General features: G+C 73.7%; 13 protein-coding genes. 9 read left to right on the forward strand and 4 right to left on the reverse strand.

Translation table 11 applies throughout. The features are described 5' to 3' along the window. The 3 genes from IE311_RS32255 to IE311_RS32265 all read right to left on the reverse strand — a co-directional run. On the reverse strand, positions 1-562 hold a 562-nt coding region (locus tag IE311_RS32255; RefSeq protein ID WP_308439850.1), incomplete at its 3' end, for an S-adenosylmethionine synthetase N-terminal domain-containing protein. 1 nt (position 563) lies between these two features. Then, positions 564-1874 (reverse strand): MDR family MFS transporter, encoded by a 1311-nt coding sequence (locus tag IE311_RS32260; RefSeq protein ID WP_189835418.1) that lies wholly within the window; start codon positions 1872-1874, stop codon positions 564-566. Further along, positions 1871-2077: a tautomerase family protein gene (locus IE311_RS32265; RefSeq protein ID WP_189835419.1), complete on the reverse strand. Its 207-nt coding sequence runs from the start codon at positions 2075-2077 to the stop codon at positions 1871-1873. The genes IE311_RS32260 and IE311_RS32265 overlap by 4 nt, the downstream gene beginning before the upstream one ends. Before the next feature lie 389 nt (positions 2078-2466). On the opposite strand from IE311_RS32265, the gene IE311_RS32270 reads away from it, so the two are divergent. From IE311_RS32270 to IE311_RS32310, 9 genes are all read left to right on the forward strand, one after another. Continuing rightward, a complete protein-coding gene (locus tag IE311_RS32270; protein WP_189835420.1) occupies positions 2467-3327 on the forward strand; it encodes a TauD/TfdA dioxygenase family protein in 861 nt (286 codons plus the stop codon). Positions 3328-3371: 44 nt separating this feature from the next. Further along, entirely contained in the window at positions 3372-4157 is a 786-nt protein-coding gene (locus IE311_RS32275; RefSeq protein ID WP_189835472.1) for an HpcH/HpaI aldolase family protein, read from the forward strand. Between the two features lie 26 nt (positions 4158-4183). Continuing rightward, the gene (locus tag IE311_RS32280; protein WP_189835421.1) at positions 4184-5140 is read left to right on the forward strand and encodes a PLP-dependent cysteine synthase family protein; all 957 of its coding nucleotides are present in this window, start codon (positions 4184-4186) and stop codon (positions 5138-5140) included. A 31-nt stretch (positions 5141-5171) separates the two neighbouring features. Beyond that, complete coding sequence (gene asnB / locus IE311_RS32285; protein WP_189835422.1) at positions 5172-7013, forward strand: asparagine synthase (glutamine-hydrolyzing); 1842 nt, start codon at positions 5172-5174, stop codon at positions 7011-7013. After that, on the forward strand, positions 7010-8071 hold the full coding sequence (locus tag IE311_RS32290) for a PrpF domain-containing protein (RefSeq protein ID WP_189835423.1): 1062 nt from the start codon (positions 7010-7012) through the stop codon (positions 8069-8071). Before asnB ends, IE311_RS32290 begins: the two co-directional genes overlap by 4 nt. Further along, on the forward strand, positions 8068-9174 hold the full coding sequence (locus tag IE311_RS32295; RefSeq protein WP_189835424.1) for an acyl-CoA dehydrogenase family protein: 1107 nt from the start codon (positions 8068-8070) through the stop codon (positions 9172-9174). The genes IE311_RS32290 and IE311_RS32295 overlap by 4 nt, the downstream gene beginning before the upstream one ends. Then, positions 9162-10628: a dihydroorotase gene (locus IE311_RS32300; RefSeq protein ID WP_189835425.1), complete on the forward strand. Its 1467-nt coding sequence runs from the start codon at positions 9162-9164 to the stop codon at positions 10626-10628. Before IE311_RS32295 ends, IE311_RS32300 begins: the two co-directional genes overlap by 13 nt. Position 10629: 1 nt before the next feature. Beyond that, a complete protein-coding gene (locus IE311_RS32305; RefSeq protein ID WP_189835426.1) occupies positions 10630-12480 on the forward strand; it encodes an NAD(P)H-dependent oxidoreductase in 1851 nt (616 codons plus the stop codon). A 90-nt stretch (positions 12481-12570) separates the two neighbouring features. Beyond that, positions 12571-12903 carry a hypothetical protein gene (locus IE311_RS32310; RefSeq protein ID WP_189835427.1) on the forward strand — a complete coding sequence of 111 codons (333 nt, stop codon included), beginning with the start codon at positions 12571-12573 and terminating at the stop codon, positions 12901-12903. A gap of 57 nt (positions 12904-12960) precedes the next feature. On the opposite strand, the gene IE311_RS32315 is transcribed toward IE311_RS32310, so the two are convergent. Beyond that, complete coding sequence (locus IE311_RS32315; RefSeq protein ID WP_189835428.1) at positions 12961-13401, reverse strand: enediyne antibiotic chromoprotein; 441 nt, start codon at positions 13399-13401, stop codon at positions 12961-12963. Positions 13402-13535 lie beyond the last annotated feature (134 nt).

The following is a 13535-nucleotide window of genomic DNA, read 5'->3' on the forward strand; positions in this document are numbered from 1 at the left end:
CGTACTCGATGGTGACCTGGGTCTTCCCGTCGGGGCGCAGATAGGGCACGGTGCCGTTCTTGCGGACCTCGGTGAGCCGGCGCGAGAGCCGGTGGGCCAGCTCGATGGGGAGCGGCATCAGGTTCAGGGTCTCGTCCGACGCGTAGCCGAACATCAGGCCCTGGTCGCCCGCGCCCTGGGACGCGAGGGCGTCCTCGGCGCCCTCCACGCGGGCCTCGTGCGCGGTGTCGACGCCCTGCGCGATGTCCGGCGACTGGGCGCCGATGGACACCGAGACCCCGCAGGACGCGCCGTCGAAGCCCTTCGCGGAGGAGTCGTAGCCGATCTCCAGGATCGCCTCGCGCACCAGTTGCGCGATCGGCGCGTACGCCGTGGTGGTGACCTCGCCCGCGATGTGCACCTGACCGGTGGTGATCAGCGTCTCGACCGCCACCCGGGCCTGCGGGTCCTGGGCGAGGAGGGCGTCGAGGACGGTGTCGCTGATCCGGTCGGCGATCTTGTCGGGATGGCCCTCGGTGACGGACTCCGAGGTGAACAGACGTCTGGTCGCGGTGCGGGTCATGTCAGGCAGCCTTCACGAGGTTCGTCTCGGCCTCGCGGGTGGTGCGCACCCCGAGGAGGGACCGGTAGAGGAGCAGCGCGGCGATGCCCGCGGTGGCGTAGAGCAGGCTCATGCCGACGGCGGGGACGAAGGCCCCGAGCGTGACGCACAGGGCCGCGACGAGCAGGCCGACGCGCGCGTTGAGGGCGTAGGCGGCCATGTACTTGGTGCGGGCCTCGGGGTCGACGAGGTCGGCCAGCAGGGCCTGGCGCACCGGGACGCTGGCGATCTCGCCGACGGTGAGCAGCACGGCGGCGGCGATCAGCACCCAGCCGGAGTTGCTGACGGCCCAGATCATGTAGCCGACGGTGAAGACGGCGATGCCGCCGTACAGCCGGGTGCGTTCGCCGACCCGTCCGAGGAGGGTCTTGGCGGCGAGGATGAGGGCGACGACCAGGGCGGCGTTGACCGCGCGCAGGACGCCGAGGATCGCCGTGCCGTCGACGTCGAGGCCGAAGGACCCGAGGGTGAGGAGGGTCTGGCGGGGGAACTCGTCGGCGAGCCGGACGGCGATGTAGTAGCCGATCTGCATCTCGACGGCCGCGATCAGCGTGGCGGCGGCCAGCTGCCGCAGGAAGACCCGGTCGCGGGCGACGGCGAGATAGCCGCGGACCATGGCGGCCGGGCCGGACGCGCCGGGGGCGCCGGGGGCGGGCGCGGTCTCGCTGATCCACCGCCACATCACCGCCGTGGTCAGGAGACAGAGCACGGCGGCGCCGGTCAGCAGCTGGAGGAAGTGCCCGTCGTACAGGAAGCCGCCGAGGAGCGCGCCGACGGTGAAGGCCAGGTTGATGGACCAGTAGTTGATCGTGTAGACGAGCGGGCGGTTCTCGGGGGTGGAGACGTCCACCATCATCGCGTCGGCCGCCGGGGTGGCCAGCTGCGAGCAGCAGGTGTTCAGCAGGAACAGTCCGAACGTCGCGGGCCCCGAGCTCCACCAGGGTGAGTTGGCGAGGGCGAGGAGGGCGAAGGTGAGGGTGGCGCCGAGTTCGCCGGCCACCATGACCGGGCGTCTGCCGTGGACGTCGGCCAGGTGGCCGCCGAGGAAGTTGGCCGCGATGCCGGCCGCCGCCACGCAGACCGTGAGGGCGCCGGCGACGGCGGCGCCGTACAGGCCCGCGAGGTGGATGACGAGCAGCGGCATCAGCATGATCGAGAGCAGCCGCTGGACGAAGCCGACGCCGAGGCGGAGGCGGATGTTGGGGTGCAGGGAGCGCAGGGTGAGGGCGGTCCGGGTGTCGTCCGTCGCCTTCTTCCCCTCCGCCGTGCTCATCGCAGGCTCCGCGGCGGGCGGATCTCGTCGGCGAGCCGGCCGCCCTTGCCCCAGTGGTCGGGGTCCACGTCCCGGATGATCACGGTGACGGCTTCGTCGGGGCAGCCGGAGACCTGGGTGACGACATCGGTGATGCCGGCCACGAGGTCTCTGCGGCTCTCTCGGTCGTTGCCCTGCCACCAGTTGACGGTGATCACCGGCATGTCAGCGGTCCTTTTCTGCAGAAGACGGCAAAGAGCGCGGAATTCGTTTCCGGGGTGCGGGCACAGGCGCGGCGGCTCGAGAATCTCCCGCTGTCGGCGGGTCGGCAAGCGATGGCCGGACGAGCGCCACGACTTGAACAAGTCGTGGATTTTTCCGGGCCCTTTTTCCGGGGTCGCCGACAGCGAGTTGGTGAAGTCGCGACGCAATTCCAGGATGTCTTGCCGTCGATTTCCGGCCGTGGTGTGATCAGCGCCGTCCTGCCCGGCCGGTCCCGTCCGACCGCCGCCGGGTGTTCTCCCGTGACGGGACGGCCTGGCGCGCCCGATGCCCGCGCGGCCCAGCCCGTCACGGGAGCACAGGGCTCCCGACCCGCTCGGAAGGAATGCTGGTGTCCCTCTTCGGCCTACGCAGGATCGGCGGCAGGATCGGCGCGGAGGTGACGGGCGTCGACCTCTCCACCGAGCTGTCGGACGCCGTCTTCCGGCAGATCCACGACGCGTTCCTGGAGCACAAGGTCCTGTTCTTCCGTGACCAGGACATCAACGACGCCCACCAGCTCGCCTTCGCCGCGAGGTTCGGCCCGCTCACCGCCCCGCACCCGATGATGCGGACGGTCGACGGCACCCCTCAGGTGCTCCCGGTCGACGGGGAGGACCAGCGTGCCGACCACTGGCACACCGACGTCAGCTTCACCACCGCCCCGTCGCTGGGCACGAGCCTGCGCAGCGTGGTGCTGCCGCCCTACGGCGGGGACACGATGGTCGCGAACGCGGCCGCCGGGTACCGGGACCTGCCGGCGGAGCTGCGCGCGATAGCGGACGGCCTGTGGGCCGTGCACACCAATCACGCGGAGCAGCCGCGGCTCGGCACCGAGCGCGGGGAGAAGGTCAGGGAGGCGTTCCTGGCCCGCCGGTTCGAGGCCGCGCACCCGGTGGTGCGGGTGCATCCGGAGTCCGGTGAACCGAGCCTGTTCCTCGGCGGTTTCGCGCAGTGGCTGGTCGGGATGACCCCGCGCGAGTCGCGGCCGATCATCGACGTGCTGCAGTCGTACGTGCGGCGCCCGGAGAACACCGCGCGGTGGTCCTGGCGCCCCGGTGACGTGCTGATCTTCGACAACCGCAGCACCCAGCACTACGCGGTCAACGACTACGACCGCCACCAGCGCGTGCTGCACCGGGTGTCCGTCGACGGTGACGTGCCGGTCGGTCTCGACGGCAAGCGCAGCTACGCCCTGCGGGAGGGCGAGTGAACACCGCGCCCGCGACCGCGCACGCCGGGCCCGGCGACGCGCCTGTGTCCGTGCCCGGGCCGGAGGAGTTCGCCGCGCGGCTGCGCCGCAGGGAGCCGCTGGTCGGCTACTGGATCGCGCTGGACAACCCGGCCGGGACCGAGCGGATCGCCGGTCTCGGCTACGACTACATCGGTGTCGACGGCCAGCACGGCGTGCTGCATCAGCCCGGCTGGCAGTCGGCGATGCTGGCGGTCGACGCCCGGGGCCGGTCCGCCGGGGTGATCCGGGTGCCGTCGCCCGACCCGGTCGCGATCGGCATCGCCCTGGACACCGGGGCACGCGCCGTGATCGTCCCCATGGTGGAGAGCGCCGAGCAGACCAGGACCGTGGTCCGGGCCTGCCGGCACCATCCGGTGGGCACCCGCAGCCTGGGCGGTCCGGTCCGGGCCGAGGTGCGGCTCGGTTCGGTGCCCGCCGAGATCGACGAGCAGGTCGCCTGCGTCGTGATGATCGAGACGGCGGCCGCGCTGGACGACCTGGAGGCCATCTGCGCCACCGAGGGTCTGGACGCGGTGTACGTCGGTCCCGCCGACCTGTCGGCGGCGCTCGGCGCGCGCTTCTTCGGCGACCCGGCGGCGGCGGACGCGCTGGAGGAGGCGCTGGTGCGGATCAAGGACGCGGCCCGGCGCAACGGCATCGCCTGCGGCATCCACGTCCTGGACGGCGAGAACGCCGCGAAACGCCTCGCCGAGGGGTTCACCTTCGCCACCGTCTCGAGCGACATCACCCACCTTCAGCAGGCCGCCGCCGCGCATCTGGCCGCGGCACGCGGCCTCGGCACGGTCTGACCGCGCGGGACCGGAAAGGGGAAACCGTGACGACAGAACTCAGCACGCGGGCACCGGCCGGGCCGGTGGACGCACCGGCCGGGTCGGTGGACGACCTGGTCGGGCGGACGCCGCTGCTCGACGTGCGACTGCCCGGACTCGGCGCGTCGGTGCGGTTGCTGGCCAAACTGGAGATGGCCAACCCTCTGTCCAGCGTGAAGGACCGGGCCGCGCTGTTCATGATGCGGGCGGCCGAGGAGGCCGGGCTGCTGCCGCCGGCCGGCGGCACCGTCATCGAGTGCTCGTCGGGCAGCACCGGCATCTCGCTGGCCGCGCTGTGCGCCCGGCGCGGCCACCGCTGTCTCATCGTGATGCCCGACAACGCCACCGAGGAACGCCGCCTGATCCTGCGCGAGCTGGGCGCCGAGGTGCATCTCGTGCCGGCCGGGGACGGGCTGATGGCCGCCTGGGCGTACGCCGAGGAGCTGCAGCGGACCGTGCCCGGCTCGTGGGTGCCGCACCAGGACCGCAACCCGGCCAATCCGGCGGCGCACTACGCGACCACCGGACCGGAGATCTGGCAGGCCCTCGGCGACCGGATCGACGTGCTGGTGTGCGGGGTCGGCACCGGCGGCACCCTCACCGGCACCGCCCGCTATCTGAAGGAGCGCACCGCGCTGCACGTGGTGGCCGTCGAACCGGCCCGCAGCGCCGTGCTGTCCGGCGGTGAGGCCGGGCCGCACGGCATTCCCGGCATCGGCGCCGGATACGTCTCCGAGATCACCGACCTGTCCCTGGTGGACGAGGTCGTCGCGGTCACCGACGAGGCGGCCGCGGCGACCACCCGGGAGATCACCCGCGCCACCGGCGTGCCCGTCGGTGTCTCCTCCGGGGCGGCCGCCTGGGCCGCCCGTACCGTGACCGGCCGCTCCCGCTGGGCGGACGCGACGGTCGTCACCGTCTTCCCCGACAGCGGGGAGCGCTATCTGTCGACGGCCCGCTGATCCGTCGTCTCCTCACGAAAGACAGGCAGACATGTGCCGGATCTTCGGTTACTTCAACGCGGCGGCGACGCCGCACGAGATGCGCGCCGTCGCCGCCCTCCAGCGGCACGGGGGCCCGGACGCCACCCGGACCGCGCGGGCCCCCGGCTGGGGCCTCGGCAGCAACCGGCTCGCCGTGGTCGACCTGGACGGCGGCGAGCAGCCGTACGGCCGGGGCGGCCGGGTGCGGGTCGTGTTCAACGGTGAGATCTACAACCACGAGGAACTGCGTGCCCGCCTGGTGGCGCGCGGCCATGACATCCCCGACCGCTGTGACGGCTCGGTGCTGCCCGCGCTGTACCTGGAGTACGGCGAGGAGTTCGCCGACCACCTCGACGGCATGTACGCGCTGGCTCTGATCGACGAGCGCGGCCCGGTGCCGCGGCTGCTGCTCGCCACCGACCACATCGGGATGAAGCCGTTGTACCTGCGCTGGGACGCGGCGGAGCGTTCCCTGCGCTTCTCCTCCGAACTGCCCGCGCTGCTGGGCTTCAGCGGGATCGGCGCCCGGGTGCGGGAGTCGGCACTCGACGCGTACCTGGCGACCAGGACGCCGTTCGGCACGCGAACCGTGTACGAGGACGTGGACGTCCTCCAGCCGGGCACCACCTGGGTGTGCGAGCTCGGCGGAACCCCCCGGGTGCGACGGCGGCCCGCCGACGGGGCCGAGGGTCCGGTCCCGGACGGCTTCAGCGCGGCCCGCCGGGTGCGCAGGACGCTGCGCACGGAGGTGGGCCGGCTGCTCGTCGCGGACGTGCCGGTGGCCCTGATCACCTCCGGCGGTCTGGACTCGAGCCTGGTGACGGCGTTCGCCGCCGAGCAGGGTCCGGTGGACACCTTCAACATCGCCTACCGGGGGGCGTGGCCGTTCGACGAGCGGCACTTCGCTCGTGAGGTCGCCGAGCGGGCCGGGGCGGCGCACCACCAGGTGGAGATCGACCCGGCGGACTTCCCCGCGCTCCTCCAGGACACGGTGTGGCATCTGGGCCAGCCGAACGCCGACCCGATCGCCCTGAGCACGTACGCGCTGTTCCGGGCCGTGCGCGAGGCCGGTTTCACGGTGGCGCTGACCGGTGACGCCGCCGACGAGGTGTTCGGCGGGTACGAGCGGATGCGGGTGGCGGCCGAGCGGTCCGCCGCGGGCGAGGAGTGGTCGGCGGGGTATCTGGACGCGCTGTCCGCCGCCCCGGCCGCGTTGCGGGCGCGCCTGTACACCGCCGACTACCGGGCCCATGTCGCGGCCGATCCGGCGCTGCCCGCCGGTGTCCTGGCCGAGCTGCTCCACGGTCCCGGCACGGTCCTGGACCGGATCACCCGGTTCGAGCTGGAGCAGCGGCTGCCCGCCTACCACCTGCGCCGGGTCGACCACCTGAGCATGGCCTCCTCGGTGGAGGCGCGGGTGCCGTTCTGCCAGCGGTCGGTGGTCGCGCTCGGCCGGGCGCTCGCGGACCACCAGCGGATCCAGGGCGGACAGGTCAAGCGGACGTTGTACGCGGCGGCGGCGGGGCTGCTGCCGGAGCGGGTGCTCGCCCGCCCGAAGCAGCCGTTCACGCTGCCGGTGACGGCGATGCTGCGGCCGGGCACCTCGCTGTGGGAGCACGCCCGGGACCTGCTGGCGGCGGACCGGCTCGCGGAGCGGGGACAGTTGGACGGCGCGGCGGTCGAGGCGCTCTTCACGGCGCAGGCCGAGCGGCCGGACGACGGCGCCGCGCTCGCGTTGTGGGCGCTGCTCGCCTACGAGGTGTGGCACGAGCAGTTCCGCCGGCCGGTGACCCTCCCCGGGATCGCGCCGGTGGCGCCGGACGGGCCGCGGACGCTGGCGGTGGCGGCGTGATCGGCCATCTCGCGTACGCGGCGGGCAGTCCCTGCCCCACCTTCGTGCTGGACGCCGGACGACTGCCGCGGAACGACGAGGCGCTGCTCGCGCACCTCGCCGAGGCCCGCCGCTACCTGGTGTCGGCGGGCGGCGCGCATGTGCTGAAGATCGCTCTGGTGGAGCCGTCCGCGCACCCGATGTTCGATCTGGACTACCGGTTCGTGCAGGCGCTGCCCGGCGCCCCCGACCGGTTCGACCTGCGGGGTTCGTGCGGTCATTCGATCCTGTCGGCGGTGGTGGCCGCGGCCCGTTCGGGCATGCTGCCGCGGCTGGTGCCGGGGGCGCGGATCCGGGTGCAGGTGCTCAACAACGGCGACAGCGTGGTGTGCGAGGTCGACCGGGTGGAGCGGGACGGGGCCGCGTTCACGGTGACCTTCGTGCAGTCGGCGCCGGTGCCGTTCGGTGAGCTGCTGCCCTCCGGGGCGCCCCGTACGCCACTGGTGGCGGGCGCCGACCGGACCGAGGTGTCGCTGGTCGCGAGCGCCAACGCGTACGCCTTCGTGGACGCCCGCGAGCTCGGGGTGCCCGACCAGGCGGCGCTGTTCGGTGCGGGCGACGAACTCCTGGGCCGGCTGGAGGCGTTGCGCGCGGCGGCGGCCGGCCGGCTGGGCTGGCCGGCCGACGGGGCATTCCCGAAGATCGCGGCGGTGCTGCCCGCCGAGGACGGCGGGATCGCGGCCCGGGCCGTGACGGTGCCGGGCTGGCACCCGTCGATCGCCCTGACCGGGGTGGTGTGCCTGGGGACGGCTGTACGGATTCCGGGCACCGTGCCGTGGCGGATCGCCCGCGAGAACGGTGCCGACACCGGGCTGCTGGAGATCGCGACGACGGGCGGCCGGACGGCCGTCACGGCGGTCACGGCGACGCCCGGCGCGGCCGACGGCGAGGGCGCCCTGCTGTGGGCGACCGTCGCACGCAAGAGCGTCACTTTCCAGGGTTCGTTCGTCCTGACGCCCCTGAGCCATCTGCAATTCGAGGAGGTCGCCCAATGCCTGGCGTTGTCGGGGGCGGCATGAGACCGCTGTTGACGGCCGAGCTGCGCGCCCGGTTGTCCGAATCCGCCGACACGACCGATCCGGCGGGTGAGCCGGACCGTCAGGTGCTGGCCCAGCTGCGCGCGAGCGGTCTGCTCGGCACGGCCGTGCCGGTCCGGCACGGTGGTGCGGGCGGGGACGCGGTGGCGGTCAACCGGATCGTCGCGGAGCTCGCCGCCGTCAATCCGTCGGTGGCGATCGTCGCGTTCCAGCATTTCGCCGTGAGCGCCCGGATCGCCGAGTGGGGCACCGAGGAGCAGCGGGAGCGCTGGCTGCCGGGGCTCGCCGACGGCAGCGTGCTGGCGGCCTCGGCGTGGAGCGAGACGGGCGCGGGGGCGGCGAAGCGAAATCTGTCGAGCACGGGGACGCGGCTCGCCGACGGCCGGTGGCGGCTGGACGGCTCGAAGGCGTTCGCGACCGGCGCCGGAGTCGCCGACATCTATCTGGTGCTGGTGCGGACGGCTTCCGAGGCGCCGCCCGTGGTGCCGGGCGGGTACGGAGCGGACGGGCAGACCTTCTTCCTGGTCGGGGCGGACACCCCGGGTGTGGTCCCGGAACTCGGTTTCGGACTCGCCGGCATGCGCGGTTCGGCGACCGGCCTGGTCGCGCTGGACGGCTGTGTGGTCGCGGACGCCGACCTGCTCGGGCCCGTCGGCGGGGCCGCCTCGGTGATCGCGGGGGTGCGGGAGTCGGGCGCGAGCCTGGGCGCGGTGTCGGTGGGCATCGCCCAGGGCGCGTTCGACGTGGCCGTACGGCACGCGGAGCACCGCGGGCTGCTCGCGCTGCCGACCGTGCGGCACCGGCTGGTGGATCTGGCGACCCGGCTCGAGGCGGCGCGGGCCGTGGTGGACCGGGCGGGGGCGCGGACCTCGGCCGATCCGGGTCTGACGACGCTGCACAGCAAACTGCACGCGAGCGTGGCGGCCGAGGAGATCTGCCTCGACGTGGCGCGGATGCTCGGCTCGGCCGGGTACCACGACGGCGCGCGGATCGGGCGACTCCTGTCCGACGCGCGGGGCATCGCGTTCATGGGGCCGACCAACGACCTGTGCCGGGACCTGGTGGCGGCGTCATGGACGGGCTGAGCGCGGTGCCCGACCTCGTGGTCAGCGGTCGCAGGCTGGTGACGCCGGACGGGGTGCGGGCGGGCCATGTACTGATCGCCGGCGGGCGGATCACCGCCGTGACAGGCGCCGACACCGCCCCGTCACACGTCGAGCGGATCGACGCGGGCGACCACTACGTGCTGCCCGGTCTCATCGACTCCCATGTGCACTTCCGCACGCCGGGTCTGACGTACAAGGAGGACTGGGAGCACGGCAGCCGGGCGGCGGTCCGCGGCGGTGTCACCACCGTGATGGACATGCCGAACACGGTGCCGCCGACGCTCGACCCGGCCGCGGTGGCCGAGAAGGCCCGGCTGGTGGCGGGCCGTTCGCTGGTGGACCTGCGTTTCCACATCGGGCTCGACCCGGCCAGGCCCGAGCTGCTGGCGGAACTCGATCCGGCGGTGGCGACGAGCGCGAAGGTGTTCATGGCGGGCCACCACACGGCGCCGACGGTGGTGCGTGACCCTGCCGTGCTGGAGCGGGCGTTCGCCGCGGCGGCCGAGGGCGGGGTCCAGTTGGTCCTGCACGCCGAGGACGACGGACTGTTCGCGCTGCTCGACGCCTGGTGGGGCGATCCGGGCAGCTATCTGGAGTACGAGCGGCGCCGCCCGCGCACCGGCGGCATCGTCGCCGTCGCCAAGGTCGTCGAGCTGGCCCGGCGGTACGGCACCGCCGCGCACATCCTGCATCTGTCGAGCGCCGAGGAGGCCGACCTGGTGTGCGCGGCGCGGGCCGCCGGATACCCGGTGACCTTCGAGGTCACCGGCCATCACCTGTCGTTCACGGACCAGGACACCCGCAGGCTGGGGGCGCGCACCCGGCTTTCGCCCTCGATCCGCGGCCAGCTGGACCAGGACCGGCTGTGGCGGGCGCTGGTCGAGGGGCAGGCCGCGACGCTGGGCAGCGACCACGCGCCGCACACCGTCGAGGACAAGACCCGGTCGGTCGCCGACTCGCCGCCGGGGCTGCCCGGCGTGCAGGAGCTGGCGGTCGCCGTGTGGACGGGGATGCGCCGCCGCCGTCCCGACGAGGATCCGGACGTGGCCGTGGCCCGGCTGGTGCGGCATCTGTCGCAGCTGCCCGCCGAGTTGTTCCGGCTGCCGGGCAAGGGGCGGATCGCGCCGGGCGCCGACGCCGACCTGGTGATCTTCGCGCCGGACACGCCGTGGATGCTCTCGGCGCACGACGTGGAGAGCAAGTGCGGCTGGTCGGCCTACGAGGGCTGGACGTTCACCGGCCGGGTCGAGCGCACGCTGCGGGCCGGGCGGACCGTGTGGGACGCCGCGTCGGGGAGGTTCGGCGCGTACGACGGCCGGCTGCTCGGGGCGGCTCCGGCGGCCGGGGACGCGAACCCCGGGGACAAGAGCCTCTGGTCCGCGACGACCCGGGACACGACACCGACGGCGGCGTTCGCCGCGCGGGAGGGATGACATGACCAGAAAACGGTCCGTGGTGGTGGCGGGCGCCGGGATCGGAGGGCTCGCGGCGGCCGCGGGCATGGCCGCGCGCGGCCTCGACGTGACCGTGGTGGAACGGGCGGGACGGGTCGGTGCCAGGGGCTCGGGGCTCGTCCTGTACCCGAACGGGGTACGCGCGGTCGACGCGTTGAGCGGACGTCTCGGGGCCCGGCTCCGCGACGTCGGCCACGTCACGCGGCGCGACGAGGTGCGGATCGTGATGGAGGCGGACGGCACGGTGCTCGCCGAGGAGCAGGTCGGCACGTCGACGGCCGCGCTGGGCGCTCCGCAGATCCCGGTGCTGCGCACGGCGTTGCACCGCGCGCTGCTCGACGAGGCGCTCTCCGCCGGGGCCGCCGTCCGCCTCTCGACCGCGGTGACGGGCTACATCACCGGGCCCGATCAGGTCACCGCCGTCCTCTCGGACGGGCACACCGTCGACTGCGACGCGCTGATCGGCGCCGACGGCATCCATTCGGCGGTCCGGGCCCAGATGCTGGGCGACGGGCCGCCGCACTACCGCGGCTACACCTCGGTGCGCGGCCGGACCAGCGGCTCGGCGCTCGGTGCGCGGGGGCACGTGGTCAACGGCCGGGGCATCCAGCTGTTCGTCGCCCCGGTGGGCGGCGACACCCTGTACTGGACCGCCAAGATCACCGCGCCGCCGGGGGTGTGGCCCGCACTGGGCCCGGACGGCGCCCGGGCGGCGCTGCTCGAGGCCATGGACGGCTGGCACCCGCCGGTCGTCGACCTGGTGCGCGAGGCTGTTCCCGAGGACATCGTCGTCACCGACATCCATGACCGCGACCCCGTCGACGGCTGGGTCGACGGCCGGGTGGCGCTGCTCGGCGACGCCGCCCATCCGATGGTCCCGGCCCTCGGCCAGGGCGCGAACATGGCCCTCGAGGACGCGCTGGTGCTGGCCGAGGCGCTGGCCTCGGCCGCAGAGGTGCCCGACGCGCTCGCCGACTACGCCCGCGAGCGCGCGCCGCGCGCCGGGGCCGTGGTGCTCGCCTCACGTCGTCAGGGCTCCCTCGACCAGGGCGCCGACCGGGCGGCCGAGGAGCGCCGCAACGCCCATGTCCGTTCCGCCGGCCGGAAGGACGTGGCACTCACCGACGTCCTGGGCTGGCGGCCCAGGGCCCAAGGCCCCGAACGGGCCGCCGGTCCGACCTCTTCGACGACCGCCCAGCCGACCACCCAGCCGACCACCCTCCGTCCGAAGAAAGGGCCCTCCGCCATGCCGGCACCGCACATCGTCCTGATCAGCGGATCGCTGCGCCAGGGATCCACCTGCGACCGGGTGGCCGACTGGTGCGCGGAGCGCTGCGCCGAGCAGGGTGCTTCCGCGCGGGTGTTCACCGGTGCGGAGATCGACTTCCCGGCGTACCGGCCGGGCCTCGGCACCTCGCACGCGGCGGTGGCCGGGTTCCTCGACGAGCTGCGGGCCGCCGACGGGGTCGTCCTGGTGTCGCCGACGTACCACGCCACCGTCTCGGGGCTGCTGAAGAACGCCCTCGACTACGTCAACGACATCGGCGGTCCGGTGCCGTACCTGGAGGGGAGGCCGATCGGCACGGTCGCGGTCGGCGCGGCGGCGCAGGGCGCGGTGTCGACACTGACGACGCTGCGCACCATCGGGCACGCGCTGCGGGGCTGGCCGACGCCGGTGGGGGTTGCCGTCGACCGGGTGCCGACGGCCGACACCACCGGTGAGAAGCCCGCGCCGGACACGGCGCGGCTGCTGCAGATGGTGTCCCAGGTGGTGTGGCTGGGCGGCACGCGGGCCGCCGAGAGGAAGACGGTCCTGGGGGCCGTCGCCTGAGTCGGTACGCGGGCGAGGAGGACTCCCTGGCCGGAGCGGCCGGGAGCGGCGAGAAAGCCGAAGAGAAACACAGAGAGAAGGAGAGGTCCGATGTCGTCGTCCCCCAAGTCCGGCGGGTTCCATCCGTTGCCCGCCCTGCTCGGGCCGGTGTGGCGTGATGCCAACGTCCGGTCGGGTCCGTCCCTGGAGAGCCCCGTGACCCGGCTGCTGCTGCCGGACGCGGCCGACTGCTACGAGGCCGAGGGCTGGTCGCCCGGTGACGAGGTGGTGGAGGACCAGCACCGGGACGGGGTGATCACCAGCGCGATCTGGTTCCGGCTGGCGATCGGTGGCTGGTCCAGCGCGGTCAACTTCGAGCCGGAGACGGTCGCGGTGGTCCTGGCCGACGCCGCACCCTCCCCGAGAGGGAGCCAGGCTCCCTGACGGGGAGTCGGGTGCGGCGGCGCCACGGACCGCGCGACGTCGTCAGCCGGCCGGTGCTCAGGCGAAGGTGATGCGCTGGCCGCCGCCGACGCCCTGGGAGTCGCCGAGGCCGACCTGGCAGGCGGTGGCGCCGCAGTCGACCGTGCCGGACGGGGTGCCCGCGGCGCCCTTCACGGCCTGGAAGACCTTGTGCACGGTGAACTGGGTGCTGAGCTTGCCCTGGGCGTCCGCGGCGACGTCCACCACGGTCGCCGGGTCACAGCCGTAGTCGCCGGAGGCGACGATCTCGCACTGGGCGACGTGGTAGACGGCGCCCGGGGTCAGGCCGGTGCCGGTGACGGTCACCGTGGCGCCGTCCGCGAGGCCGGCGGCCGGGGTCACCGAGACGACCGGGGCCGCGGCCATCGCGGCGGGCTGGAAGGCGACGGCCAGGCCGGTGGCGAGGGCGGCGGTGGCGCCGACGCGAGCGATGAGGCCGAACGTGTTCTTGACGGTCATGCGAGAACTCCATGGTTCGAAGGAGGGGGAAGCGGCCGCTCCTCTTCCGGGCAGCCACCAATGAATTTAGCGATCTTGAGGGACCGTCACATCTTCCAGGTTGCTTCATGAAACTCACTCAAAACACCATGTAA

Origin of the sequence: Streptomyces zaomyceticus (assembly GCF_014656215.1) — a bacterium.
In the GTDB taxonomy this organism is placed as follows: domain Bacteria; phylum Actinomycetota; class Actinomycetes; order Streptomycetales; family Streptomycetaceae; genus Streptomyces; species Streptomyces zaomyceticus.